Below are 25,997 nucleotides of genomic sequence, written 5' to 3' on the forward strand. Positions count from 1 at the left end.
TTTTAGCGCCGATGTTGTCAGGAGAATATGCAGTTTATGCAGCAGGATAAGCGAAGCAGCCAACTGCTCCGCTTAGCGCAAAAGAGGCTTACTGCCCGTAATAGGCTTTAGCGCCATGCTTACGCAGGTAGTGTTTATCGAGCAGGGTTTGCTGCATTGGCGGAAGATCCGGGGTGAGCTGGCGGCAGAAAATGCCCATATAGGCCACTTCCTCCAGCACGATGGCGTTATGCACCGCGTCGTCCGCGTTTTTTCCCCAGGCGAAAGGGCCGTGGGAATGAACCAGCACGCCGGGCATTTGCGCCGGGTCGATGCCCTGGGTTTTAAAGGCTTCGACAATCACATTGCCGGTTTCCCACTCGTACTCGCCGTTAATTTCCGCATCGGTCATTTTACGGGTACAGGGCACCGGGCCGTAGAAATAGTCCGCATGGGTGGTGCCTGTTGCAGGGATGGACTGCCCGGCCTGCGCCCAGATGGTGGCGTGGCGGGAGTGGGTGTGGACGATACCGCCAATGGTCGGGAAGGCCTGATAGAGCAGGCGGTGGGTTGGCGTATCCGAAGAGGGTTTCTTTTTCCCCTCCACGACTTCGCCCGTTTCCAGACTGACGACGACCATATCTTCAGCGGTCATCACGCTGTAATCGACCCCGGAAGGCTTGATCACCAGCACGCCGCGTTCGCGATCCACCGCGCTCACGTTACCCCAGGTCAGGGTCACCAGATTGTGCTTTGGCAGGGCAAGATTGGCTTCCTGCACCTGCTGCTTAAGATTCTCTAACATACTTTCCTCCAGGAAAAAGCGGCCTGCCGGAGCAGGCCAAATGTTCCCCTGTTAACGTTTGGAGCCGTAATACACTTCGTTCCAGCGCAGCGCGTCTTTAAAGGCGGGCAGGCGGGTGTCGTTGTCGATAACAGCAAGTTCGATACCGTGCAGTTCAGTGAACTGACGCATATCGTCGAGGGTCAGAGAGTGGCTAAATACGGTGTGGTGCGCGCCGCCGGCAAGGATCCAGGCTTCGGATGCGGTTTGCAGATCCGGCTGGGCTTTCCACAGAGCGTTGGCAACCGGCAGTTTCGGCAGCGCGTGCGGCGTTTTAACGGCATCGACGCAGTTGACCAGCAGACGGAAGCGATCGCCAAGATCAATCAGGCTGGCATTAATGACCGGGCCGGTTTTGGTGGAGAAGATCAGACGCGCCGGATCCGCTTTGCCGCCAATGCCGAGATACTGCACGTCGAGGATCGGTTTTTCATCCAGCGCAATGGTCGGGCACACTTCCAGCATATGAGAGCCGAGCGCCAGATCGTTGTTCTCTTCGAAGTGGTAGGTATAGTCTTCCATAAAGGAGGTGCCGCCCTGCAGACCGGTCGACATCACCTTCATGATGCGAAGCAGAGCGGCAGTTTTCCAGTCGCCTTCCCCGGCAAAGCCATAGCCTTGCTGCATCAGGCGTTGAACCGCCAGGCCCGGAAGCTGTTTCAGGCCGTGTAAATCTTCAAAGGTGGTGGTGAACGCATGGAAGCCACCCTGTTCGAGGAAGCGTTTCATCCCCAGTTCAATACGGGCGGCATCAATCACATTCTGCCGTTTGTCGCCGTTTACCTGAGCGGCGGCGGTCAGACGATAGCTGCTCTCATACTCATCAACCAGCGCACTGATATCACCTTCGCTGATGCTGTTGACCACCTGCACCAGATCGCCCACCGGCCAGGTATTCACTGAGAAGCCGAATTTGATTTGCGCCGCCACTTTATCGCCGTCGGTCACCGCTACTTCACGCATATTGTCGCCAAAACGGCACACTTTCAGGTGACGGGTATCCTGTTTAGAGACCGCCTGGCGCATCCAGGCGCCAATGCGCTGGTGGGCTTTTTTATCCTGCCAGTGGCCGGTTACCACCCCATGCTGCTGGCGCATACGGGCGCCGATAAAGCCGAATTCACGGCCGCCGTGGGCAGTCTGATTAAGGTTCATAAAGTCCATATCAATGCTGTCCCATGGCAGGGCGGCGTTGAACTGGGTATGGAACTGCAGCAACGGTTTATTGAGGATAGTCAGGCCGTTAATCCACATTTTGGCCGGTGAGAAGGTATGCAGCCACACCACCATACCGGCGCATTTGTCATCGTAGTTGGCATCGCGGCAGATGGCGGTAATTTCATCCGGCGAGGTGCCGAGTGGTTTCAGGACCAGCTTACAGGGCAATTTGGCTTCTGCATTCAGGGCGTTCACGACTTGTTCGCCATGCTGCGTCACCTGACGCAGGGCTTCGGGTCCGTACAGGTGTTGGCTGCCAATCACAAACCAAACTTCATAATTATCAAAAATGGTCATTATTGTGTCCTTAGTGTGTGAGCGCTGCCTGGGTTGCCGGCGCGACTACGGGGAGATAGTGAAGCTCGGCGCTTTTCGCCCATTGCTGGTAGCGGCGATAGAGTTGTTCAAAGCGCTCGGCCTGCGCGGCCACGGGTTGCAGCGTATTTTCGATCTGGCTTGCCATCTGCTGTTGTGCGGCTGGAATGTTGCTGTGCACGCCTGCAGCGACGGCGGCAAAAATGGCCGCGCCGAGCGCACAGCACTGATCGGAGGCGACGATTTGCAGCGGCCGATTGAGCACATCGCAGCAGGCCTGCATGATGACCGGGTTTTTACGGGCGATACCGCCAAGGGCCATCACGTTATCCACGGCGATACCCTGTTCGGTAAAACATTCCATAATGGCGCGTGCGCCAAAGGCGGTGGCGGCAATCAGCCCGCCAAAAAGGGCTGGCGCGTCGGTGGCGAGGTTGAGATCGGTAATCACCCCTTTCAGGCGCTGGTTGGCGTTCGGGGTACGGCGGCCGTTAAACCAGTCCAGAACCACCGGCAGATGTTCAAGTGAGGGATTTTTCGCCCAGGCGGCGGTCAGGGCCGGCAGCAGTTGTTTCTGGCTCTCTTTAATCTGGGTTTTCAGCTCAGGATGCGCCAGCGAAAGCTGCTCCAGCGGCCAGCCAAGAATGCGGCCAAACCAGGCGTAGATATCGCCGAAAGCGGATTGCCCGGCCTCAAGGCCAATAAAGTCCGGCACCACGCTGCCATCCACCTGCCCGCAGATACCCTTGACCGCGCGGTCGCCTACGCTCGGCTTATCCGCAATCAGAATGTCGCAGGTGGAGGTGCCAATCACCTTAACCAGCGTGTTGGGCTGCGCCCCGGCGCCGACGGCCCCCATATGGCAGTCAAATGCGCCGCCGGAAATCACCACCGATTCGGACAAGCCCAGGCGCTGCACCCATTCAGACGTTAAGGTGCCGACCGGTAGATCGGCGGTAAAGGTCTCGGTAAAGAGCGGCGTCGGAAGGTGTTTGTTAAGCAGCGGATCCAGCTCGTCGAAGAAACTGGCTGGAGGCAGACCGCCCCAGCTTTCGTGCCATAAGGATTTGTGCCCGGCGCTGCAACGTCCCCGGCGAATGTCCTGCGGGCGGGTGGTGCCGGAAAGCAGGGCCGGTACCCAGTCGCACAGCTCAATCCATGACGCCGCAGCCTGGGCGACGTCCCGGTCTGCACGGGTCACATGCAGGATTTTCGCCCAGAACCATTCGCTGGAGTAAATGCCGCCGATATAACGGGAGTAGTCGGTCCTGCCGGGTTTGTGGCACAGCGCAGTGATGGCTTCTGCTTCTTCCACTGCGGTATGGTCTTTCCACAACACGAACATGGCGTTGGGGTTGTCGGCGAATTCCGGACGTAAAGCAAGAACGCGTCCTTCGGCATCAATGGGGGCGGGGGTTGAGCCCGTGCTGTCAACGCCAATCCCTTTCACGCTCTGACGCTGGGCGTCGGTAAGCTCCGCCAGGACGGTTTTGACCGCCGCTTCCATCGACTCAATATAGTCCCGGGGATGGTGACGGAACCGGTTGTGCGCCGCGTCGCAATAGCGTCCTTCCTGCCAGCGGGGATACCACTCGACGCTTTCGGCGAGCTCTTCGCCAGAGGCACAGTCTACTGCCAGTGCTCGTACTGAATCGCTGCCGAAATCGAGGCCAATTGTAATTGCCATCCTGTTGCTCCATGAAGAATAACCTTATGGAGAAACATAGAGATCGACTGAAAAAAGCGTCAGGCAGTATTCGCTAATCTTATGGACAATAATGCTATGTAAGTGCAAAGTGTGACGCCGTGCAAAAATTCGATGTGGACATTTCTGCCACCTTTATAGACACTTTGGTTGACCCTTTTGATCCCTTTCAGTTGAGTAAAAGTGGCATAAATTCTTTTATCTGGCGGGGTTGAAAGTGACGGCGATTTCTTTGTGCCCGGTCAAAATGCGTGCAGAATGAAACGCGTATCAATATGGACAATTGGTTTCCTGAATGACAATCGGAGTATTGCGTTTATGGCTGAGTCTCAAAACGATCCGCTGCTGCCGGGTTACTCGTTTAATGCGCACCTTGTGGCGGGATTGACGCCCATTGAGTCGGAAGGTTATCTCGATTTTTTTATCGACAGACCTCTCGGCATGAAGGGCTATATTCTGAACTTTACTGTGCGCGGCGAAGGGGTTGTCGATAATAACGGCAAGCAATACGTCTGTCGTCCAGGGGATATGCTGTTGTTTCCGCCGGGGGAAATTCACCACTATGGCCGCCATCCTGATGCCAGCGAGTGGTATCACCAGTGGGTCTATTTTCGTCCCCGGGCGTACTGGCATGAGTGGTTAAGCTGGCCAACGATTTTCGCCCAGACCGGATTTTATCGTCCTGACGATCGGCATCTGGCGCAGTTTAGCGAACTGTTCGGGCAAATTATTGATGCCGGACAGAGCGGCGGGCGTTATGCCGAACTGCTGGCAATCAACCTGCTGGAGCAGTTGCTGCTAAGGCGGATGGACGCCATCAATGAGTCTTTGCATCCTCCGCTGGATAACCGTGTACGCGATGCCTGTCAGTACATCAGCGATCATCTGGCGGACAGCCATTTTGATATTGCGGGAGTAGCGCAACATGTCTGCCTGTCACCGTCGCGCCTGTCACACCTGTTTCGCCAGCAACTGGGGGTCAGTGTTCTGAGCTGGCGCGAGGACCAGCGTATCAGCCAGGCCAAGCTGCTGCTGAGCACCACCCGGATGCCCATTGCCAGCGTCGGACGCAACGTCGGGTTTGAGGATCAGCTCTACTTCTCGCGGGTATTTAAAAAATGCACCGGCGCCAGCCCCAGTGAATTTCGTGCAGGATGTGAATAAAGGGTAAAGAAGCGCAAGGAATTTCGCGAGGGGATCGCGGGATCGCTAAACTATTCGGATAATTTAAGATTGACCCTGGCGCTCCGTCCCCGGAGAATTCCGCCATCGTTACTCAACCGGATAGTTTATGCAAGCATTGCTGGAACATTTTATTACACAATCAGCCACTTACTCGCTGATTGCGATTGCGCTGGTCGCCTTTTTCGAATCCCTTGCGCTGGTGGGATTAATTTTGCCTGGCACGGTAATGATGGCCGCCCTCGGCGCGCTGATTGGCAGTGGCGAGGTGAATTTCTGGCATGCCTGGCTTGCGGGGATCGTCGGATGTCTTTTGGGGGACTGGATCTCCTTCTGGCTCGGCTGGCGTTTTAAGCAGCCGCTGCACCGGTTGTCGCTTCTGCAAAAGAACAAAGCCTTGCTGGATAAAACCGAACATGCGCTGCATCAACACAGCATGTTTACCATTCTGGTCGGGCGCTTTGTTGGCCCGACGCGACCATTGATCCCGATGGTGGCGGGCATGCTTGATCTGCCGGTGGCGAAATTTGTCACGCCGAATATCATTGGCTGCTTGTTATGGCCGCCGTTTTATTTCCTGCCGGGGATCCTGGCGGGGGCGGCGATAGATATTCCGGCGGGTGAACAAAGCGGCGGATTTAAATGGCTGTTGGTACTGGCCGCGGTATTGCTCTGGCTGGCATGCTGGATGTGCTGGCGGCTGTGGCGCAGCAAGAAAGCTGGGCTTGATAAGCTCTCCACATACCTGCCGCGCCGTCGCCTGTTCTGGCTGGCGCCTTTGTTGATTTGCGCCGCAGTTATCGCGGTAACGGTGCTGGTACGCCATCCGCTGATGCCAGTCTACTTTGAGATACTCACCAAAGTCGTTATGTGATCCCCAGCAGGGCAGAAACCGGGGCTTTGCCGCTCAGCAGGTCATCGGTTTTTCCGTCCCAGGCAATGCGCCCGTCGGCAATCACCAGTGAGCGGGGGGCGATCCTTGCCGCATCTTCGACACTATGCGACACCATCAGCAGCGTGAGTTGCTGGCGGCGGCACACGTCCTGAACCAGGGTCAGCATCTCCTGGCGTAACGCCGGATCGAGAGCCGAGAACGGCTCATCCAGCAGCAGCACCGGCTGCTCGCGCACCAGGCAACGGGCCAGGGCGACGCGCTGGCGTTGACCGCCTGAAAGCGCAGCAGGCAGACGATCCAATAGCGTTTCCAGCCCCATGGTGGCGGCGATGGTGTCCAGCTTACTGCTCTGGGCGCTGGACAGTTTCAGGCCTGGATCCAGCCCCAGGCCGATATTCTGCCGGACCGTCAGATGGGCGAAGAGGTTGTTTTCCTGAAACAGCATCGACACCGGCCGCTTTGCGGGTGCGGTATGGGTGTGCTCGCTATTTTCAATCATCAGGGTGCCGCTTGCTGGCGTCAGAAAGCCGGCCACCAGATTCAGCAGGGTGCTTTTCCCGGCGCCGCTTGGCCCAAGGACCGCCACCAGCTCCCCCTGTTTTACTGACAGGGTGAAGCGCATGGGTAAATGCTGGTACAGCCAGGTTACATCAATCAGTCTTAGCATGGCGGCCCGGAAGTTTTTCGATAAGAGTGAACAGTGAGAAACACAGCACCAGCAGAATAAGCGCGGTCACCGCCCCATCCTGGGTGCGATAAGAGCCTATCTGCTGATAAAGATAGAAGGGAAGCGTGCGAAAGTCGTCATTACCAAACAGCGCAACGACGCCAAAATCACCGATCGAAAGCACGCAGGCAAAGGCCAGCGCCTGGGCCAGCGGCCCTCTTAGCGCCCGCAGCTCCACGACCCGCAGGCGACTAAAGCCAGACATTCCCAGCGACTGACAGAGCAGGCTGTATCGCGCCGTCAGATCGCGCATGGGTGTTTCCAGCACTTTTAAGGCGTAGGGGATCGCCATCAGAGCATTGGTGAAGATAACAATGCCATCGGCGCTGGCGGGCAAACCAATACTGTCATTGAGCAGCAGGAAAAAACCGGTAGCCAGCACAATTCCAGGCATCGCCAGAATCAGCATTCCGCTCATCTCCAGCGCCTGCCCGGCAAGGGTATATTGGCGGATACGCAGTTCGCGACTGCTCCACAGCAACATCATGGTGAGGATGACGCACAGCAGGCCTGCCGAGAGCGCAATGCGCAGCGACGTCCACAGCGCCTGCCAGAGCACTGGCTGGGCAAGGACATGCAGCAGACTAAGATTCAACCCATCGAGGATCACCGCCAGCAGCGGCGGTAAAAGCAGCATCAGCGCCAGGGTAATCAATGTGTAATCACAGATGCGGCTGAACGTTCTGTCCTGCGGATCGCGCCAGCCCTGAATCTGATGACTGCCGACGGCAAAGGCTTTACTTAACCGTTGGCTGAGCAGCACCAGGCCGAGACAGCAGAGCATTTGAATCAGCGCCAGCAATGCTGCTCTGCCTGGGTCGAAGTCGTAACTAAGCGCCTGGTAAATCGCCAGCTCAATGGTGGTGGCCTGCGGCCCGCCGCCCAGCGACAGTACGGTGGCAAAGCTGGCGAAACAGAGCATAAAAATCAGGGCCGCAATGGGTGGGATCTGTCGCCGCAGCCATGGCCATTCGACGTAACGGAAGAATGACCAGCCGCGCATGCCTAACTGGGCCGCCAGCTGGCGCTGCTCACCGGGGATCTGTTCCAGCGTCTGGAGCAGTAAGCGTGAGGCCATGGGAAGGTTAAAGAAGACGTGCGCCAGCAGAATGCCCTGTAACCCGTAGGGCGAGAAGGTCCACTCCAGACCTATCGCAGACGATGCCGAGGCCAGCCAGCCCTGGCGGCCATAGACACTGAGGATACCGAAAACGGCGACCAGCACCGGGAGGATCAGCGTCATGGCGCATAAGCGCAGTAGAGCGAGGCGCCCGGGGAAACGTCGACGGTACAAGGCGCGGGCGAGAAATATCGCCGGAACGACGGAGAGCAAAGCGGAAAGAAAAGCCTGCCAGAAAGAAAAACGCACCACATACCACAGATAGCTGTCCTGAGTCAGGGCCAGAAGATCGGTGGCAGGCGCATGTTTCTGGAGGGCAAAAAACGCGGCTAAGGCCACCGCCACCATGAGGGTGGCGGCGATCAAACCGGGAGCAAGCCAGCCGGCAATTAACGGCTGACGGCGCGTTGCCATGCACTGATCCAGTCGGCGCGTTGGGAGGAAACCTGCTGTGGGGTGTATTCCAGAGAGGTCTGCGGTTTTACCAGGCTGTTAAAGCCGTCCGGCAGCGTCACGCTGGTTACCGGATACATCCAGTTACCGGTCGGGATCGCATTCTGGAATGCAGGAGAAATCATAAAGTTGAGGAATTTTTCCGCCAGTTCAGGTTGTTTACTTGCTGCGGTGCGGGCTGCGACCTCAACCTGTAAATAGTGACCTTCGCTGAAGTTAGCCGCCGCATACTGCTCTTTTTTCTCTTCGATAATGTGGTACGCCGGAGAGGTGGTGTAGCTCAGCACCAGATCGCCTTCACCTTTGAGGAACAGACCGTAAGCCTCGCTCCACCCTTTGGTGACTGTGACGGTTTTGGCCGCCAGCTTTTTCCAGGCTTCCGGGGATTTGTCGCCATAGACTTTTTGCATCCACAGCAGCAGGCCGAGACCCGGCGTGCTGGTGCGGGGATCTTCATAAATCACCCGCCATTTCTGTTCGCTTTCGACCAGCTCTTTCAGGCTTTTCGGCGGGTTTTGCAGTTTGGTTTTGTCGTAGACAAAGGCGAACCAGCCGTAATCGAAGGGGACGAAGGTGTCGTTTTTCCAGCCGCCCGGAACGCTGAGAGCATCGACGGCCACACCGCTTTTAGCAAACAGGTTGGTCTGTGATGCGGCTTCAAGCAGGTTGTTATCCAGCCCCAGCACCACGTCAGCTTTGCTGTTTTTGCCTTCCATACGCAGACGATTGAGCAGGGATACGCCATCTTCCAGCGCCACGAATTTCAGCTCGCAATTGCAGTCAGCTTCGAAGGCTTTTTTTACCACCGGACCCGGACCCCAGTCGGCAGCAAAGGAGTCGTAGGTATAAACGGTGAGCGTCGGTTTGGCAAAAACAGGGGCTGCGACGAGCAGCATGACGGGCAGAACTTTTTTAAGCACTTTGCACCTCAAAAAATGTAGGTGGCAAAGGATTTTGAGCGAGAGCCTCAAATCCCTTCGCCGGCGTTATCCGGATCAGGTTCGACGGGTATTTTCTCAGCACACGCTTACGCGCAGCACCCCGTTGAGCACCGCAACATTGTAATGATTTTGTACGTTTTCACAAAGCGTTATGGATCCGGCGGGGCAAACCATGCGGATTTAAAGTCAAACCAGCCGAGCGTGTTCATCCGTAGCCCACGCATGCTTCGCTGGCCCTGGATTATCAGCCAGTGATGGATAAGCGGCATCATCGCTTTACTCGCCAGCAGTTGCTGGCACCAGGTCGCAAGATTCATTTCGCCAGCCCGCCAGCGAGCGGCATCGGCCTGCCAGTCGAGCGGTACGCAGTGCTGAATCAGCGGCACTTCATAGAGGTGCGCGAAGAGTGAAAAATCGAGCGGCAGCGTAAAGTTTGCGCTGTTAAGCCAGATATCACTGACCATTTCTCCGGCGTGCCACTGCGCGTACTCGACCTCCTGAATATCAAGGCGTACGCCATGGCTGGCGAGCAGCGCGCTCATAATACTGGCAATGGCCCGGTGTTCGTTATGGTCGCGGTAAAAAGTCAGGGTCAGCGACTCCAGCCCGGCGGGTTTTTCACCGTTGGCAGGGCGTGCATGATGCCAGCGTGGCAGCAGGCCGTAGGCAGGGAACCAGTAGCGTTGATAGTGAACGTCGGCGTGGTACAGCAGATTGCTCGGAGACAGCACCTGACTTATCCAGTCGCGTACAGCCTGGTTGGCGCCGCGCTTTGAGCGGGCATCGAAAAGCAGGTAATAGCAGCCTTCCTCAAGACGACTTTCAACCGCTTTTTCACTGTCGGTGGGGCCGTCAATCGTCAGGCCGCCATTAGGTTCATCGCCTATTTCGGGTAATACCCAGACGTTAACTTCATCAATCAGGGCGCGAAAACCAAAGTAGTCGTCAAAAGCGTGAATTTTAAGCTGGTTGTTATTGTTACGCGTTACTGCGTAGGGACCGGTGCCGACCGGATGGCTGGAGAAATGGGGCATCGTGCTCCATTCCTGCGGCAGGATCATTGCCGGAATATGGCCTACCAGCCAGGGCAGCCAGTTATCCGCTTGATTCAGATGGATATCCAGTGTCCAGGGCGTCGGAGAGAGCACCTGGGTGATATGTGAGTAGAGCGGCAGCTCGCTTACTCGCTGGAGAGAGGCGATAACATCGCTCATTTCCAGCTCGCGACCATGATGAAAATGAATGCCGGGGCGCAAATAAAAACGCCAGTGCAAGGGGGTAATTTGCTTCCAGTGGTGGGCAATATCCGCTTCCAGTTCCCCATTTGCCTCATTTATACGGGTCAGGGCGTTGAAGATTTGCCGGGCCATATGGGTTTCCGAGCGGCGCAGGGCGGTACCGGGCAGTAAATTGCGTAGCGGCCGGTAGTAGAGCACCCGCAGGATATGTCGCCCCTGACGAAAACTGCGGCCAAGGTGGGACACCAGCATCTGGCGGACGGCGCTCTTATCGCCGACCAGTTGCACCAGTTGATCAATACGATCCTGCTCCAGCAGGTCTTCTGCGCGCTGCTGCTGGAGCGCCAGTCCGGTATAGAGGAAGGTCAGCCGCGAACGCTTGCCACGCCCGGCTTCCGCATCCCAGGTCAACCACCCGCGAGCCTGCATGGTATTGAGCAGGGTACGCATATGACGGCGCGAACAGCTCAGTAACTCTGCCAGCTCATTGAGCGTGGTTTCCTGTGATTTTCCGTCACAGCATTGCCACAGGCGGATGAACTGTTGTTGCAGGCGGCCAGAAGACATAAAAGGGGAACTCCTGAGGAAAAGTCATCAATTTATTAATCCCTATATTAAGCCAATAATTCTCTTCGATGAAAGCGAGGAGGGGAGTATGAAGAGATCATTTACCCGGCAATTTTACTTAGCGTATTTTCGCGCGTCGCAGAGAGCATCCTGGCTTCAATGCCCGAATGCTGAACAGCGACTGAGAATGCTCGAAGAATTAATGCAGTGGAATGTGACATCCCCGGTCTCTAAACCCTAAATAATTCGGGTTGCATCGCGACGGCAAGCGAAGTCATCCCCATGAGCATAGACAACTATGCGACTGGGGTGGGTGAGCGAAGCCAACAAAGAGGCAACGTGAAGTATGACGGGTTTAAACCCTGAATTGCAGCCATCATGTGTGACTGAGTATTGGTGCGAATCACCACGCCAGCAGGTATTATCTGCTGGCTTTTTTCGCTTCTACGCATGCAAAGGATTTTTATGCTCTGGTTGATGACGATGGGACGCCGCCTGAACGGCATATACCTCGCTTTTATGATGGTCGCGTTTATGATCGGCGTCGCTGGCGCGCTACAGGCCCCGACACTGAGCCTTTTTCTCAGCCGCGAAGTGGGTGTTGAGCCCTTCTGGGTGGGGCTGTTTTATACGGTAAACGCCGTGGCCGGTATCGTGGTGAGCCTCGGGCTTGCGAAGCGTTCAGATAGTCGTGGCGACAGGCGCAAGCTGATCATGTTCTGCTGCCTGATGGCGGCGGGTAACGCACTCCTCTTCGCTTTTAACCGCCACTACCTGACGCTCATTACCTGCGGTGTGTTTCTTGCTTCACTGGCGAGTACCGCGATGCCGCAGCTTTTTGCTCTGGCCCGGGAATACGCAGACAGTTCGGCGCGGGAAGTGGTGATGTTCAGCTCCATTATGCGTGCCCAGATTTCCGTTGCCTGGGTCATTGGCCCGCCGCTGGCATTTATGCTGGCGCTCAATTATGGCTTCACCGCCATGTACGTGATTGCCGCCGGGATTTTTGTGATTAGCCTCGTGTTGATTGCTTTATGGCTGCCTTCCGTGAAACGGGTGGAACAACCTGCTGATATTGCCGTTACCCAGGTGCGCGGCTGGAATAACAGCAATGTGCGCATGTTGTTTATCGCCTCCACGCTGATGTGGACCTGCAACACCATGTACATCATTGATATGCCGCTATGGATTAGCTCGGTGCTGGGGCTGCCTGACAGTCTGGCTGGCGTGTTAATGGGGACAGCGGCAGGGCTGGAAATACCGGCCATGATCCTTGCGGGCTACTACGTTAAGCGCTTTGGTAAACGTAAGATGATGATTGGTGCAGTCATGGCTGGCGTGTTGTTCTATGCGGGTCTGCTGGTGTTCCATAGCCGCGAAGCCTTGCTGGGGCTGCAAATTTTCAATGCCATTTTTATTGGCATTATCGCCGGGATCGGCATGTTGTGGTTCCAGGATTTGATGCCGGGGCGTGCCGGCTCTGCGACAACGCTGTTCACCAACAGTATTTCTACCGGGGTTATTATGGCCGGGGTGATTCAGGGCGCGCTGGCGCAAAGCTATGGCCATGCCTCGGTATACTGGGTGATAGTCGCGTTTTCGTTGCTGACGTTGCTCCTGACCGTGCGGGTCAAAGAAAGCGCCTAATCTATAGAACTCCCGGCGGGGCAGATGCCGGGAGCCTCCAGTCAATTGAGCTCGATCCGCTTGATATCGCCGATGATAAATATGTAGGCCACCAGACCAATCAACGCCGTTAAGCCTATGTAGATGAGCGCGTAAAAGAAGTTACCGGTTCCGGCAATAATAAAGCCAATAATTAATGGTGTAATGATCGACGCCATATTGGCACAGAAATTAAATATTCCGCCGGTCAGCCCCGCCATATTTTTTGGCGCGATGTCAGAAATTAATGTCCAGCCCAGCCCGACCATTCCCTGACCAAAGAAAGCAACCGACATAATGACGATGACCAGCGTATTATTGGACACCCAGTTAGCGCTTATAATAAAGCTTGAGAGGAGCAATCCGCTAATGATCGGCAGTTTTCTGCTGATGTTTACCGAGGCGGTTTTTTTCAGCAGTTTATCGGATACCCAGCCGCCGAAAATGATGCCAATCGCGGCGGCGAGAAACGGCCAGGTGGCGAACAAACCCACATGAAGCCAGGGTAACTGGCGCTCCTGAGCCAGATACGTGGGGAACCAGGTCAGAAAGAAAACCAGTGTGGTATTGCCAGCATACTGCCCTAAACTTGCGCCGATGACCTGCCGACAACAGAGCAGACGTTTGGCATCGGACCAGTTAAAGGGAATATTTTGATTCGCGCTCTCTTTATTTCCAATGCCAATGTAATCCAGCTCTTCTTTATTTACGGTCGTAGATTCATGTGGCTCACGGTAATATTTCCACCACACGAAGGTGAATGCGATACCTAACCCGCCGGTAATGAAAAAGAGCGTTCTCCAGCCATGATGTTCGAGAATTAAAAATAACAGTGGGGAAAATGCAGCAAGGCCGATATATTCCCCAACGGTGTAGGTGGCGGTTGCACGGGCTCGCTCATGCTGGGGAAACCATGTCCCGACCACCCGGCTGTTGACCGGAAAACAGGGCGCTTCACTGATGCCCAGCCCTAAGCGAAAGAGCAGTAAGGATTTTAAACCCAGGGCAAAGCTCTGCATAAGGGTGAAGGTTGACCAGAAAAAGATGGCAAGGGCATAGGTTATTTTGTTGCCGAACCTGTCTAAAAACATGCCTCCGGGGATTTGCGCCAGAGCATAGGTCCAGGCAAAAGCAGAGAAGACGATCCCCATCATTGCCGGATCAATATGCAGTTCGCTGGTCAATGCTGGCGCGACAATACCCAAAATGGTGCGGTCGAGATAATTAATCATTGTGCCAACAGATAATAACAATAAAATTACAATTCTCGCCCGGCTTCTTTTCCTCGTCGCGGTTAACGGCACGGTGCTTTCCTGATTCGCAATTGTCCTCATGTGCACATCCTTTAAAGTTTAAAATATTTTTGCATATATCTGTATATGCAAAAATACTTTCTGGATCCGCTGCTTCTCATATTATGAACCGTTTTGTTACATACTGATCACAGTGCCCGGTAATATTTTGATGTTACACGGTTATTTTCGCTTTTATAACCGTTGGATATTTCCTTTATGCTATATTTAATGCAGCGATTTTATCTTATATTATACGGTCAAAAATAATGAACCTAAAGCAACTTTATTATTTTAAGCGACTCTCAGAAACCGAGCATTACACTGAAGCCGCCTCCAGCCTTTTCATCACCCAACCTTCGCTAAGTCATGCTATCTCTGAGCTGGAGAAAGAGCTTGGCGTATCGTTGTTTGCCAGAAAGGGTCGCAATGTCGAGATCACGCAAAATGGGAAACGCTTTCTTCCCTATGTTGAAGATGCCCTGACGTCGTTAGAGAACGGGCGTATGACGTTGCAAAAAAGTGGAATGGATAGCAAAGAAAATATTCGCATTGCTTTTATCTATACCATGGGTGAATATGTTGTTCCGCAGCTAATTCATCAATATTCTGTAACGCCTTCCCGCCATAATGTAACCTTTTCTTTTACTCAGGGAACGTCACTGACGCTTTTACAGGAGTTAAAGTCAGGGCGTACCGATCTGGCTATTTGCTCTTATATTGCCGATGAGCCGGATATCGATTTTATCCCCATCATTCAGCAGGAGTTGGTTGTCGTCACGGCGAAGGAACATCCGCTCGCAAAATTATACAAAGATGATGTCGACCTTGTTGAAACTATTCATTACCCCTATATCTACTTTTCCGAAAATAGTGGCTTACGGCCTTTTATCGATAACGTATTTATTCAGCAGAAGCTGGTGCCGGATATTGCCTGCTATGTTGAAGAGGATACGGCGATGGCGGGACTGGTGAGCATTGATTACGGGATTGCCATCATGCCGCGAATTTCTGCACTCGCGAACTACAATGTGCATATCCTGGCGATCAAAAACAAAATACCCCCCCGGTTTATCTATCTGGCGACCATGAAAGACAGGGTGCTTTCTCCTGCAATTCAGTCGTTTAAAAATTTTGTCATTGATGACAGCCAGAAGAAGCGTTAAATCAGTTGCCCGGAGCCTGGCTCCGGGCAACTGTTTCACGGGTTATCAGGACAGGATATCCATCATTTCACGCAACTGAGTAATGGCTATCTGACCCGGCGCCGAGGCCTGACCTGCAGTACCGAATGTCATGGCTGAACCAAAAATTCGCCCCGTCACACGGCTGACGCCGCCCAGTTTTGCCATCGACATGGTGATGACAGGGCGTGTTGCATAGTGCTCTTTCATTTTCAGAGTGGCGGACAGTAGCGTCAGCACATCACGCGGCGACTGCGGCATGACTGCAATTTTCGGCAGATCGGCACCGAGATCCTGCATACGGCGAAGGCGATAGACAATATCTTCCTCGGCAGGGGTTTTGTAGAAATCATGGTTACTCATGATAACTTTCACCCCGTTTGCATGAGCTGTATCGATCACCGTGCGGATCTGCGCTTCATCGTTGAACAGCTCAATATCAATCAGATCGACCAGCCCACTCTGGGCGGCCTGACGATTGAGTGCAAAGTAGGCCTCGTCACTGATTTCCGTTTCGCCGCCTTCACGTTTGCTGCGGAAGGTAAACAACAGCGGGATATCTGCCAGCAACTGGCGAATTGCAGCCAGTGCCTGCTGAACCTGCCCTGCGTCTCTCACCTGAGTAAAATGGTCAACGCGCCACTCAATCAGATCGGCCCCGGCGCTGGTCAGCGAACGGGCATTGGTTTGCAAATCGTCGAGGGTTTTACCGATCAGCGGTACGCAGATCAGGGTTTTCCCCTCCTGGAAGGTAATATTTTTAACCGTTACTGTATTTATCATTTTGGTATCCATAATTCTTTTTCGCTGAGCTTTCAGACGGTCGCCGTGACGCGCGCAGTTTTGCTGGCAGCATAAACCTGAAACTGACGATACCCGATGTACAGGGCGATCACAAAGCCGATGATGGCGATAATTAAATCAAACCACATGATGCTGGCGATGCTAATTTTCGACAGTTTTGCGGTAATCAATGGGATGGTGAAGCTGGCAATGCTACCGGCGGTGTAGAAGATCCCTGTGGCTTTGCCTTTCCCGTTCGGGAAGCTCATTGCCATAATGGTTGCCCCCAGTTGCAGCACGCCTCCCGCCGCCGAGAAACCAATGACAAATGCGAAACCGGTCACAATAAATGCAGTGGGATACAGGCAAACCACCAGTAATGAAACCATTGAAATACCGGTATAGATAACCATCGCCACGGCAGAATTGATGACGTTTTTCACAAAGGTTGCAGTGAAGAACACACAGGTCAGTGAACCCGCGGTGTAGATACTCAGCAATTTTATGGCTGATTCGTAGGGGATCCCGGCAACATACTGACCGTACTGCGCCAGCCACTGGCTGACCAGATAAAAGGTCGCCATGCCAATATAACCATACAGCGTGAAGATCAGCATATCCAGGCTACTGGCATCAGACTTCTGCCCGGCGCTGACGGTGGATTTTTCGACGCTCTGCTTTGCTGCCCGGTGATCGGGGAAGGGCATTTTTATCAGATAGACAGCGCTGATTACGATCAGTATTGCCGCAATAATAAATGACCAGCCAAACCACATATCGGCCCAAAGTAACAGACCGATGATAAAGGGCAGCAGGAATTGCCCGGCAGAGACAAAGGCCTTGATAAGTACATTGGCCCGGCTTGCCGAATTGGGGAATGCTTCCATTAACGCCGGATAGGTGCCGGAGTCGAGGAAGCTGTTCGCCATCCCACCGAGGATGCCAAAGAAGTAGGCGATATAGATATTTTTGGTCAGCAGGATACCGAAGAAAAAGAGCAAATAACTCAGGATACCCAGATAGATAAAGGGCTTACGTCCGTAACGATCGGAGAGAAAACCCGTCACGATGGTGGCGAGTTTACCGATACCCAAAGACGAAATAACAATCGACACACCGGCCCTGTCCGTTCCCCACTGCTCCTGCAAATTCGCCATATTGAGGGTAATCAGCAGTACCCCCATGCCGTGGATCAGGTAGTTGAGATACAGCCCGGCCGCGGTCGGGATATATTTATTTTTCATCATTTCGCCCCTTAAAAAAGGACATTCTTGACGTAATCCACCGGCATCTCTTTGCCTGTCCAGATTTCGAATGCTTTTGCGCCCTGCCAGAGCATCATTCCCAGGCCGTTCAGCGTGCGGCAGCCTTTCTTCTCAGCCACTTGCAGCAGGTGGGTTTTGCGCGGGTTGTAAATCACGTCAGAGACGATCAGGTCCGGGCGCAGGAAGCTGTCATTCGGCAGCAGCATCTGGCCTTCAAAGGGTTTCATGCCGACACCGGTGGCATTGGTGAGGATCACGCTGCTGTCGATTTCCTGGCGCAGTTTGTCGTGGTCGGCAATATCAAACAGGTGGATTTCGCAGTTCGTGTTATTGCGGATCTTGGCGACGGTTTGCTCTGCGTTAGCGAAGAATTTATCTTTCTGGTTGAAGATAGAGATCTCTTTCACACCATCCAGCGCAGCCTGCACACAAAGGGCTGTTGCTGCGCCGCCTGCGCCCAGTACGGTCATTTTTTTGCCGATGATATCAATGCCGTCTTCAGCAAGTGCGCGCATGTAGCCGGTGCCATCGGTAATGTGGCCGGTTAACACGCCGTTATCGTTAACAACGGTATTGACCGCGCCAACCAGTTCCGCCGCCGGGGACAGTTTGTCCAGATACTGGCAAATCGCGGTTTTGTTCGGCATGGAGACGTTAAAACCCCGTAGTTTCAGCGCGCGGAAGCCCTGGACAACGTCTTTCAGCTCCTGGTTGTCCACTTCAAACGCCAGGTAGACATAATCCAGGCCCAGATGGGCGAAAGCTTCATTGTGCATGGTCGGCGACATGCTGTGACGAATCGGAGTAGCAATCAGTCCAATCAGCTCAGTGTGACCAGTAATACGTTCTGCCATGATAAAGTCCTCAATTATTGGAAATGGAATTATTTTTCGTTGCCGTCAGCCCAGGACACCCATGTCCTGCAGGGATTCCAGCACGTTGCGCCCTTCGCGCACGCCATCGATAATGCGGCGCGCCATCACGCTATCGCCGATATTCATTACCGGGATCTGCCGGGTGCTGGCCCAGTGCTGGACTTCATCAAGGCCGTTTCTGTTGGCGCGCATTCCCAGGCATACAAAGCCGTAATCAAAGGGAATGTCATAAGCGCGGTCGGCTTTTTTGACGCTGAAATGGTCCGGATGGACGCTGACGAGTTGTGTTTGCATATGCTGTTCCACCTGGTGTTCATCCAGCATGGCCAACATGGCGTTTTTGGTGATGATATCCAGATCGCGTCCCGGGGCATCCTGCATCTCAATCAGGGTGGTTCGGGCCCCGCGGCCGGAGAAATATTCGATAACGTCCAGGCCTACTGCGCCGCCGCCCACCACGGCGATGCGCTTACCTTCGGCATCGGCAAACCGCGCAAGATGATGGATCATGCCGGTAATGGAGAAGACATTGCCGCCTTCGACATCAATGCACTCCAGCAGGCCGCTAATCGGTGGTAACAGGGGAGTGGAACCGGTGGCATTAATGATCAGGTCAGGATGCAGTTCTGCGATCGTTTCAACACTGGCTTCCTGGCCTACCTGAAGGAGCAGGTTATTGAGGCCTGAGATACGGTTTTTCATAAACTGCGGGAAGTCAGCGATGCGCTTTTTCTCCGGCAGCAGCGATATTTCGCTGGCCAGGCCGCCAAGGCTGTTTCTTTTCTCCAGCAACCAGGTATGGCAACCCACTTCCGCAGCGGTGCAGGCCGCTTCCATCCCTGCGGTTCCGGCTCCAATCACCACGACACGGGTATCACGGTTAACTTTGCGCTGTTTGTAGGCATCGCCATGAATAATGTCCGGGTTGATTGAGCAACGCAGGGGGCGAGAGCGGGCAATACGGTGATCGGCGCAGCCAATATTGCAGGAGATGCATTTACGCATCAGACGCTCGTTGCCCTGCTGCACTTTCTGTACCCATTCCGGCTCGGCAATCAGCCCGCGACCAATGGCGATAAGGTCGGCATCACCGCTGGCAATAATATCTTCGGCGACTTTTGGGGTGCGGATGTTGCCCGCGATCACGGTGGGTTTATTAAACTTCTCGCGCACGGCGCGGGAGAGGTACCTTTTCCAGCCATCCTCGAGAGACATCTGGTCAATTTGCAGATTGAGGCTGTCGTTTTGCGCGGCGGAAACGTTGAGGATGTCGACCTTATCCTGGCAGAGCGCAAGCATGCGCAAGGTATCATCCAGCGTATTCCCGCCTTTGAGGAAATCATCAGCGCTAAAACGCAGGCTGATGGGGAAGCGGGGGCCGACGCTGGCGCGCACTTTGTCCACCACCAGGCAGAGCATTCTGGCGCGATTTTCGACGTCGCCGCCAAATTCGTCGGTTCGCTTATTGAACAGCGGGGACAAAAACTGGCTGATTAAATATGAGTGACCGGCATGAATTTCCACGCAGTCAAAACCGGCTCGTTTGACGCGTTCAGCCGCTTCGCCAAATTTATCCACCGCATGATAAATTTCTTCCCGGGTCATTGCCCGTGGAATATTACCGTTCTTTTTCGACGGGGTTGTTGAGGAAGAGAGCGGCTGTTCGCCATTCAGGCGATAAGGATAAGCGGAAGCACCTGCATGGTTAAGTTGAATAGAGACACAGGCGCCATGTTTATGTAATGTTTCCGTTAATTTAAATAAGCCGGGAATATATTGATCGTTATCGATACGTAACTGTGTGGTGCCATTAGAGGCAAAAGGAAAATCGATGCAAATATTCTCAATTGTAATTAAGCCAGTACCCCCTTTTGCCCGCAGCTCGTAGTACTCAAGCTGTTCGCCGGAGACTTCACCGTTCAGGGTCGCCATGTTGGTGCCCATCGGCGGCATGATGATGCGGTTTTTCAGCGTCATACCGTTGATGGTAAGCGGGCTAAAAAGGTGTTGATAGTGGCTCATTGTTCCTCTCCACAGGATATCCCGAAGGCCGACATGCGGTACTTCTGATATATCCAAAATTAATATGTTTCTGCGGGAAAGATAACGAGGGGGAAGAGGGAAAAATAATGCTTTTTTTTGCATGAAACCATAGGGTCTTTCTATGCAATTAACCGTTTTTTCACATGCTGGTATTTATATATTAAATAATTAATCCGTATTTTTACTTGTGCTGGCGAGTTGATACAAAAATGTCAGCGGTCAGGCGGGAATGAATGGCAAAACGGCGATAACTTATTTTTAGAAAATCAAATATCCTTTCTTATGGTATGGATTAATGTCGATAATTGTGATGTAGATCACTATTATGCCGGGCGAAAATTAAACAAAAATGCCCGGCGCTTTGGCCGGGCAGAGATTATCAGGCGCGCAATCAGTTCATAAACGCAGGCTGATTGTTCTCGTAGGCTGCAATGGCCTCTTCATGCTGCAAGGTCAGTCCGATGCTGTCCAGGCCGTTGATCATGCAGTGGCGACGGAAGGCATCAATGGTAAAGCTGTAGGATTTGTCTCCGGCTTTCACCACCTGGGCTTCCAGATCTACTTCAAACGAGATACCCGGCCTGGCGTGGACCAGGGTAAACAGCTCATCGATCTCTTCATCGCTCAACTTCACCGGCAGCAGTTGGTTGTTAAAACTGTTGCCATAGAAGATGTCTGCGAAGCTCGGCGCAATCACGGTTTTGAAGCCGTAGTCTGTCAGCGCCCAGGGCGCGTGCTCACGTGATGAACCGCAACCAAAGTTCTCCCGGGCCAGCAAAATGGAAGCGCCTTTATATACCGGGAAGTTCAGCACAAACTCCGGGTTCGGTACTTCTCCCTTATCATCAAGGAAGCGCCAGTCATTAAACAGATGTGCGCCAAAGCCGGTGCGCGTGACCTTCTGCAAAAACTGTTTTGGAATAATGGCGTCGGTATCGACGTTGGCGGCATCCAGCGGGACAACCAGGCCAGTATGTTGGGTATATTTCTCTGCCATGATTATCTCCTTACAGGCTGCGAACGTCAGCGAAATGGCCACTCACCGCGGCAGCGGCGGCCATTGCCGGGCTAACCAAATGTGTGCGACCACCACGGCCCTGACGGCCTTCAAAGTTACGGTTACTGGTCGATGCGCAGCGCTCACCCGGGTTCAGGCGATCGTTGTTCATTGCCAGGCACATTGAGCAGCCTGGCAGGCGCCATTCAAAACCGGCTTCGATGAAGATTTTATCCAGTCCTTCAGCTTCAGCCTGAGCTTTTACCGGGCCGGAGCCAGGGACGACCAGCGCCTGTACGCCCGGAGCCACTTTACGCCCTTTAGCGACTTCAGCCGCCGCGCGCAAATCTTCAATGCGTGAGTTGGTGCAGGAACCAATAAAGACTTTATCGATAGCAACAGAGGTCAGCGGTACGCCAGGTTGCAGACCCATATAGGCCAGCGCTTTTTCTGCTGATGCACGTTCAACGGGATCGGCAAAGGAAGCGGGATCGGGAATATTGTCATTCACGGAAATGACCTGGCCTGGGTTAGTGCCCCAGGTGACCTGCGGAGCAATCTCTTCTGCCTGCAAGGTCACGACGGTATCGAACTGAGCGCCATCGTCGGTTTTCAGGGTTTTCCAGTATTCCACGGCATCGTCAAAATCTTTGCCTTTCGGCGCATGCAGACGACCTTTAACGTAGTTGAAGGTGGTTTCATCCGGTGCGACCAGACCCGCTTTAGCCCCCATTTCAATGGCCATATTGCACAGGGTCATACGACCCTCCATGCTCAGCGCCTGAATGGCTTCGCCGCAGAACTCCACAACATGGCCGGTACCGCCCGCGCTGCCGGTGGTGCCGATAATGGCCAGCACGATGTCTTTAGCGGTGATGCCCGCCGCAGCTTTGCCTTTGACTTCAATCTTCATGGTCCTGGCGCGGCCCTGCTTCAGGGTCTGGGTCGCCAGAACATGTTCAACTTCGGATGTGCCGATACCGAAGGCTAATGCCCCAAATGCGCCGTGTGTCGCAGTATGGGAGTCGCCACAGACGATGGTCATGCCAGGCAGGGTCACGCCCTGTTCCGGTCCCATCACGTGCACGATGCCCTGATACGGGTGGTTCAGGTCATACAGCTCCACGCCGAACTCTTTGCAGTTTTTAATCAGTTCCTGCATCTGGATACGCGCCATCTCACCGGAGGCATTGATATCCTTGGTCTGGGTTGAGACGTTGTGATCCATGGTGGCAAAGGTCTTGCTTGGCTGGCGCACCGGGCGTTTGTGCGCACGCAGGCCATCGAACGCCTGAGGTGATGTCACTTCATGCACCAGATGGCGGTCGATATACAACAACGGGGTTTCGTTTGCCGCTTCGTAGACTACGTGCGCATCAAACAACTTTTCGTACAAGGTCTTAGCCATGATCACACCCCTTCGGCGACATAACGGGCAATGATATCGCCCATCTCATCGGTACTGACTGCGGCAGCGCCTCGGGACAAATCGCCGGTACGCACGCCTTCTTCTAATGCACGGTTAATGGCGCTTTCAATGGCGGTTGCCGCGTCATCTGCGTCGAGGCTGTAGCGCAGCAGCAACGCCAGGGAGAGGATTTGCGCTATCGGGTTGGCGATGTTTTTACCTGCGATATCCGGTGCTGAGCCGCCTGCTGGTTCGTACAGACCAAAACCTTGCTCATTCAGGCTGGCAGACGGCAGCATACCCATCGAGCCGGTAATCATCGCGCACTCATCAGAGAGAATATCGCCAAACAGGTTGGAGCAGAGCAGCACGTCAAACTGGGACGGGTCTTTAATCAACTGCATGGTGGCGTTGTCGATATACATATGCGCCAGTTCAACATCCGGATATTCCTGTGCCACTTCATTGACGATTTCACGCCACAGCAGGGAGGTCTGCAATACGTTAGCTTTATCAATGGAGTGCACTTTTTTACGGCGCTTACGTGCGGATTCAAAGGCAATACGGGCAATACGTTCGATCTCAAAACGTTGATACACCTCGGTATCAAACGCTTTCTCATGCTGACCACTGCCTTCACGACCTTTCGGTTGACCAAAGTAAATGCCGCCGGTCAACTCACGCACACAGAGAATGTCAAAACCGTTTGCGGCGATGTCGGCACGCAATGGGCAGAACTCTTCCAGCCCCTGGTACAGCTTCGCCGGACGCAGGTTGCTGAACAGTTTAAAATGTTTACGCAGCGGCAGCAGGGCGCCACGCTCAGGCTGCTGAGCGGGAGGCAGGTTTTCCCATTTTGGGCCGCCGACGGAGCCAAACAGGATGGCATCGGCCTGCTCACATCCTTCAACCGTTGCCTGCGGCAGCGGATTGCCATGATGATCGATGGCGATACCACCCACGTCATAGTGGCTGGTGGTGATACGCATGGCGAAACGGTTACGAACGGCTTCCAGTACTTTCAGTGCTTGCGCCATCACTTCCGGGCCAATACCGTCCCCCGGCAAAACGGCAATATGGTGGTTCTTCGACATCACACGGTTTCCTTATTGTTTTCTTTATTTTGAGCTTTGCGTTGCAATTCTTTTTCGACTTCCGCGGCGCGCCAGATGTTATTCAGGACGTGCACCATCGCTTTAGCTGAGGATTCAACGATATCCGTTGCCAGCCCGACGCCATGGAAACGGCGACCATTATAGTTGACCACAATATCCACCTGGCCCAGCGCATCTTTGCCGTGGCCTTTGGCGGTCAGGTCATATTTGACCAGTTCAATGTTGTATTCAGTGATGCGGTTGATTGCCTGATAAATCGCATCAACCGGACCGTTGCCGTTCGCCGCTTCCGCCTTCACTTCGTCACCGGCAGCCAGTTTGACTGACGCGGTGGCGATATCGTTAGAGCCGGACTGCACGCTGAAGTAATCCAGGCGGAAATGCTCTGGCTCTTCCTGCTGTTTATTGATGAATGCCAGCGCTTCCAGGTCGTAATCGAATACCTGACCTTTTTTGTCCGCCAGCTTCAGGAAGGCGTCGTACAGATTATCCAGGCTGTAGTCTGTTTCCTGATAACCCATCTCTTCCATACGGTGTTTCACCGCTGCGCGACCGGAACGGGAGGTCAGATTCAACTGAACCTGGTTCAGGCCGATAGATTCAGGGGTCATGATTTCGTAGTTTTCGCGGTTTTTCAGCACGCCGTCCTGGTGAATACCGGAGGAGTGGGCAAAAGCGCCAGTGCCGACAATCGCTTTATTCGCCGGTACCGGCATGTTGCAGATCTGGCTGACCGTCTGGCTGGTACGCCAGATTTCGTTGTGATTAATGCGGGTGTGCACGTCCATGATGTCTTTGCGCACCTTGATGGCCATGATGACCTCTTCCAGTGAACAGTTACCGGCACGTTCGCCGATACCGTTCATCGCGCCTTCAACCTGGCGTGCTCCGGCATGCACTGCGGCAATGGCGTTGCCGACGGCCAGACCTAAGTCATCGTGGGTGTGGACGGAGATAATCGCTTTATCAATATTGGGTACGCGCTCATACAAGCCGGAAATAATATTCGCGAACTCGAAGGGCATGGTGTAACCGACGGTATCCGGAATATTGATGGTTTTCGCGCCTGCGTTGATGGCCGCTTCAACCACGCGTGCCAGGTCAGCAATAGGAGTTCGCCCGGCATCCTCACAGGAAAACTCAACGTCATCGGTGTAATTGCGTGCGCGCTTAATCATATAGATAGCGCGCTCGATCACTTCATCCAGGGTGCTACGCAACTTGGTGGCGATATGCATCGGCGAGGTGGCAATAAAGGTATGAATACGGAATGCTTCGGCGATTTTCAGTGACTCGGCAGCGACATCAATATCTTTCTCTACGCAGCGTGCCAGTGCGCAAACACGGCTGTTTTTCACCTGACGAGCAATGGTCTGCACGGATTCGAAATCGCCCGGAGAGGATACCGGAAAACCGACCTCCATAACGTCAACGCCCATACGTTCCAGCGCTAACGCGATCTGCAATTTCTCTTTGACGCTCAGGCTTGCCTGTAACGCCTGCTCACCATCACGTAAGGTTGTATCGAAAATAATGACTTGTTGTTGCTGGCTCATGGATTGGTCCTTATCTTTTTCAGGGCGCCTTGCTACGAGCATAAAAAAACCCGCGCCAGGGCGCGGGTTCTTAGTGTTAACTGGAGGATGATTAACGCTGAGCGTCGTCCACCGGTCTACCGCGCACATGGGATGCGTTTAGTAGTAGTAGACCGAGGAAGCGAACATTGCGAATCATGACCATGCTCCAGATGAATGCGATATGCCTTTAGTGGTACTGGATAAGGAATTCAAAGTCAACCCTTAGGTCAATAAAAGCCGCAAAAAACAGGTTGAAAACGGCGTCTCATTTTAGTTGGTTATGCTGTCTTTGTGCCAAAGGGCGAAATAAGCTGTTTAGGATTTGTTGAATGTGCCGAGGGAATTGTTCTTTAATGATGGACATTGCGTCAAATATATATTGCCATGATAACCATGGCTGGATTTCAATTAGCGGTGCAAAAAACTGTTCGCTTGATTTCATGAATCATTCATTGAATTTATAAAATATAATTTAATTATAGTATTCATGCTTGCTCTACCCGTGCGATAACTGCTGTTCTGGCTAATGACACTAGGCTGTGTCCCTTAATCACCTGAGTTATAGTAACTGTCTGTTTCCACAACATATTGAACTATGGCTCGCTACGA

The 25,997-nt window shown here is 53.7% G+C and carries 22 protein-coding genes and 1 riboswitch; of the genes, 5 read left to right on the forward strand and 17 right to left on the reverse strand.

The features are described from left to right. Positions 1-88: 88 nt before the first annotated feature. From araD to araB, 3 genes are read right to left on the reverse strand one after another with little or no spacing between them, the layout of a single operon-like run. Positions 89-784, reverse strand: a complete 696-nt coding sequence (gene araD / locus ACSZO4_RS07525; RefSeq protein WP_437888264.1) for an L-ribulose-5-phosphate 4-epimerase — start codon at positions 782-784, stop codon at positions 89-91. A 51-nt stretch (positions 785-835) separates the two neighbouring features. Then, the gene (gene araA / locus ACSZO4_RS07530; RefSeq protein WP_437888265.1) at positions 836-2,338 is read right to left on the reverse strand and encodes an L-arabinose isomerase; all 1,503 of its coding nucleotides are present in this window, start codon (positions 2,336-2,338) and stop codon (positions 836-838) included. Between the two features lie 10 nt (positions 2,339-2,348). Then, complete coding sequence (araB, locus tag ACSZO4_RS07535) at positions 2,349-4,043, reverse strand: ribulokinase (protein ID WP_437888266.1); 1,695 nt, start codon at positions 4,041-4,043, stop codon at positions 2,349-2,351. Positions 4,044-4,379: 336 nt separating this feature from the next. Between araB and araC the strand changes: the two genes are divergently transcribed. Together araC and ACSZO4_RS07545 are read left to right on the forward strand one after the other, a co-directional pair. After that, a complete protein-coding gene (gene araC, locus ACSZO4_RS07540; RefSeq protein ID WP_437888267.1) occupies positions 4,380-5,225 on the forward strand; it encodes an arabinose operon transcriptional regulator AraC in 846 nt (281 codons plus the stop codon). A gap of 127 nt (positions 5,226-5,352) precedes the next feature. Next, positions 5,353-6,117 carry a DedA family protein gene (locus ACSZO4_RS07545; RefSeq protein WP_437888268.1) on the forward strand — a complete coding sequence of 255 codons (765 nt, stop codon included), beginning with the start codon at positions 5,353-5,355 and terminating at the stop codon, positions 6,115-6,117. Here ACSZO4_RS07545 and thiQ read toward each other — a convergent pair. The 4 genes from thiQ to sgrR all read right to left on the reverse strand — a co-directional run bounded on the left by thiQ (position 6,110) and on the right by sgrR (position 11,184). Beyond that, positions 6,110-6,805 (reverse strand): thiamine ABC transporter ATP-binding protein ThiQ, encoded by a 696-nt coding sequence (thiQ, locus tag ACSZO4_RS07550; protein ID WP_437888269.1) that lies wholly within the window; start codon positions 6,803-6,805, stop codon positions 6,110-6,112. The genes ACSZO4_RS07545 and thiQ overlap by 8 nt on opposite strands. After that, positions 6,789-8,399, reverse strand: coding sequence for a thiamine/thiamine pyrophosphate ABC transporter permease ThiP (thiP, locus tag ACSZO4_RS07555; protein WP_437888270.1), 1,611 nt, complete (start codon positions 8,397-8,399; stop codon positions 6,789-6,791). Before thiP ends, thiQ begins: the two co-directional genes overlap by 17 nt. After that, a complete protein-coding gene (gene thiB / locus ACSZO4_RS07560) occupies positions 8,375-9,358 on the reverse strand; it encodes a thiamine ABC transporter substrate binding subunit (protein WP_437888271.1) in 984 nt (327 codons plus the stop codon). Before thiB ends, thiP begins: the two co-directional genes overlap by 25 nt. A 34-nt stretch (positions 9,359-9,392) precedes the next feature. Further along, positions 9,393-9,492, reverse strand: a riboswitch (TPP riboswitch). Between the two features lie 36 nt (positions 9,493-9,528). Continuing rightward, entirely contained in the window at positions 9,529-11,184 is a 1,656-nt protein-coding gene (gene sgrR, locus ACSZO4_RS07565) for an HTH-type transcriptional regulator SgrR (protein ID WP_437888272.1), read from the reverse strand. A gap of 88 nt (positions 11,185-11,272) precedes the next feature. Here sgrR and sgrT point away from each other — a divergent pair, with 88 nt between their 5' ends. Both sgrT and ACSZO4_RS07575 read left to right on the forward strand, forming a co-directional pair. After that, on the forward strand, positions 11,273-11,425 hold the full coding sequence (gene sgrT, locus ACSZO4_RS07570; protein ID WP_437888273.1) for a glucose uptake inhibitor SgrT: 153 nt from the start codon (positions 11,273-11,275) through the stop codon (positions 11,423-11,425). 224 nt (positions 11,426-11,649) lie between these two features. Continuing rightward, positions 11,650-12,831 (forward strand): sugar efflux transporter, encoded by a 1,182-nt coding sequence (locus tag ACSZO4_RS07575; RefSeq protein WP_437888274.1) that lies wholly within the window; start codon positions 11,650-11,652, stop codon positions 12,829-12,831. A gap of 41 nt (positions 12,832-12,872) precedes the next feature. Here the strand turns inward: ACSZO4_RS07575 and ACSZO4_RS07580 are convergent, their stop codons facing one another. After that, the gene (locus ACSZO4_RS07580; RefSeq protein WP_437888275.1) at positions 12,873-14,183 is read right to left on the reverse strand and encodes an MFS transporter; all 1,311 of its coding nucleotides are present in this window, start codon (positions 14,181-14,183) and stop codon (positions 12,873-12,875) included. A 227-nt stretch (positions 14,184-14,410) separates the two neighbouring features. On the opposite strand from ACSZO4_RS07580, the gene ACSZO4_RS07585 reads away from it, so the two are divergent. Next, a complete protein-coding gene (locus tag ACSZO4_RS07585; RefSeq protein ID WP_437888276.1) occupies positions 14,411-15,307 on the forward strand; it encodes a LysR family transcriptional regulator in 897 nt (298 codons plus the stop codon). A 45-nt stretch (positions 15,308-15,352) separates the two neighbouring features. Here the strand turns inward: ACSZO4_RS07585 and aroD are convergent, their stop codons facing one another. The 9 genes from aroD to leuL form a co-directional block, all read right to left on the reverse strand. Continuing rightward, positions 15,353-16,108, reverse strand: a complete 756-nt coding sequence (gene aroD / locus ACSZO4_RS07590; protein ID WP_437888277.1) for a type I 3-dehydroquinate dehydratase — start codon at positions 16,106-16,108, stop codon at positions 15,353-15,355. Positions 16,109-16,140: 32 nt separating this feature from the next. Further along, positions 16,141-17,352 carry an MFS transporter gene (locus ACSZO4_RS07595; protein WP_437888284.1) on the reverse strand — a complete coding sequence of 404 codons (1,212 nt, stop codon included), beginning with the start codon at positions 17,350-17,352 and terminating at the stop codon, positions 16,141-16,143. An 11-nt stretch (positions 17,353-17,363) separates the two neighbouring features. Then, positions 17,364-18,227 (reverse strand): shikimate dehydrogenase, encoded by an 864-nt coding sequence (locus tag ACSZO4_RS07600; protein ID WP_437888278.1) that lies wholly within the window; start codon positions 18,225-18,227, stop codon positions 17,364-17,366. Between the two features lie 45 nt (positions 18,228-18,272). Then, complete coding sequence (locus tag ACSZO4_RS07605; RefSeq protein WP_437888279.1) at positions 18,273-20,270, reverse strand: FAD-dependent oxidoreductase; 1,998 nt, start codon at positions 20,268-20,270, stop codon at positions 18,273-18,275. Between the two features lie 412 nt (positions 20,271-20,682). Continuing rightward, on the reverse strand, positions 20,683-21,288 hold the full coding sequence (leuD, locus tag ACSZO4_RS07610) for a 3-isopropylmalate dehydratase small subunit (protein WP_437888280.1): 606 nt from the start codon (positions 21,286-21,288) through the stop codon (positions 20,683-20,685). Positions 21,289-21,298: 10 nt separating this feature from the next. Further along, a complete protein-coding gene (gene leuC / locus ACSZO4_RS07615; RefSeq protein ID WP_437888281.1) occupies positions 21,299-22,696 on the reverse strand; it encodes a 3-isopropylmalate dehydratase large subunit in 1,398 nt (465 codons plus the stop codon). Positions 22,697-22,698: 2 nt separating this feature from the next. Continuing rightward, positions 22,699-23,790, reverse strand: a complete 1,092-nt coding sequence (gene leuB, locus ACSZO4_RS07620) for a 3-isopropylmalate dehydrogenase (RefSeq protein WP_437888282.1) — start codon at positions 23,788-23,790, stop codon at positions 22,699-22,701. Then, entirely contained in the window at positions 23,790-25,367 is a 1,578-nt protein-coding gene (gene leuA / locus ACSZO4_RS07625) for a 2-isopropylmalate synthase (RefSeq protein WP_437888283.1), read from the reverse strand. The genes leuB and leuA overlap by 1 nt, the downstream gene beginning before the upstream one ends. A gap of 91 nt (positions 25,368-25,458) precedes the next feature. Further along, entirely contained in the window at positions 25,459-25,551 is a 93-nt protein-coding gene (gene leuL, locus ACSZO4_RS07630; protein WP_350029007.1) for a leu operon leader peptide, read from the reverse strand. Positions 25,552-25,997 lie beyond the last annotated feature (446 nt).

Origin of the sequence: Phytobacter sp. V91, from assembly GCF_965644225.1 — a bacterium.
Taxonomy (GTDB): Bacteria; Pseudomonadota; Gammaproteobacteria; order Enterobacterales; family Enterobacteriaceae; genus CBFFRJ01.

Coding starts and splice junctions, on each gene's coding strand:
- araD (WP_437888264.1), bottom strand. CDS start 784: ATGTTAGAGAATCTTAAGCAGCAGGTGCAGGAAGCCAATCTTGCCCTG.
- araA (WP_437888265.1), bottom strand. CDS start 2,338: ATGACCATTTTTGATAATTATGAAGTTTGGTTTGTGATTGGCAGCCAA.
- araB (WP_437888266.1), bottom strand. CDS start 4,043: ATGGCAATTACAATTGGCCTCGATTTCGGCAGCGATTCAGTACGAGCA.
- araC (WP_437888267.1), top strand. CDS start 4,380: ATGGCTGAGTCTCAAAACGATCCGCTGCTGCCGGGTTACTCGTTTAAT.
- ACSZO4_RS07545 (WP_437888268.1), top strand. CDS start 5,353: ATGCAAGCATTGCTGGAACATTTTATTACACAATCAGCCACTTACTCG.
- thiQ (WP_437888269.1), bottom strand. CDS start 6,805: ATGCTAAGACTGATTGATGTAACCTGGCTGTACCAGCATTTACCCATG.
- thiP (WP_437888270.1), bottom strand. CDS start 8,399: ATGGCAACGCGCCGTCAGCCGTTAATTGCCGGCTGGCTTGCTCCCGGT.
- sgrR (WP_437888272.1), bottom strand. CDS start 11,184: ATGTCTTCTGGCCGCCTGCAACAACAGTTCATCCGCCTGTGGCAATGC.
- sgrT (WP_437888273.1), top strand. CDS start 11,273: ATGAAGAGATCATTTACCCGGCAATTTTACTTAGCGTATTTTCGCGCG.
- ACSZO4_RS07575 (WP_437888274.1), top strand. CDS start 11,650: ATGCTCTGGTTGATGACGATGGGACGCCGCCTGAACGGCATATACCTC.
- ACSZO4_RS07580 (WP_437888275.1), bottom strand. CDS start 14,183: ATGAGGACAATTGCGAATCAGGAAAGCACCGTGCCGTTAACCGCGACG.
- ACSZO4_RS07585 (WP_437888276.1), top strand. CDS start 14,411: ATGAACCTAAAGCAACTTTATTATTTTAAGCGACTCTCAGAAACCGAG.
- aroD (WP_437888277.1), bottom strand. CDS start 16,108: ATGATAAATACAGTAACGGTTAAAAATATTACCTTCCAGGAGGGGAAA.
- ACSZO4_RS07595 (WP_437888284.1), bottom strand. CDS start 17,352: ATGAAAAATAAATATATCCCGACCGCGGCCGGGCTGTATCTCAACTAC.
- ACSZO4_RS07600 (WP_437888278.1), bottom strand. CDS start 18,227: ATGGCAGAACGTATTACTGGTCACACTGAGCTGATTGGACTGATTGCT.
- ACSZO4_RS07605 (WP_437888279.1), bottom strand. CDS start 20,270: ATGAGCCACTATCAACACCTTTTTAGCCCGCTTACCATCAACGGTATG.
- leuD (WP_437888280.1), bottom strand. CDS start 21,288: ATGGCAGAGAAATATACCCAACATACTGGCCTGGTTGTCCCGCTGGAT.
- leuC (WP_437888281.1), bottom strand. CDS start 22,696: ATGGCTAAGACCTTGTACGAAAAGTTGTTTGATGCGCACGTAGTCTAC.
- leuB (WP_437888282.1), bottom strand. CDS start 23,790: ATGTCGAAGAACCACCATATTGCCGTTTTGCCGGGGGACGGTATTGGC.
- leuA (WP_437888283.1), bottom strand. CDS start 25,367: ATGAGCCAGCAACAACAAGTCATTATTTTCGATACAACCTTACGTGAT.
- leuL (WP_350029007.1), bottom strand. CDS start 25,551: ATGGTCATGATTCGCAATGTTCGCTTCCTCGGTCTACTACTACTAAAC.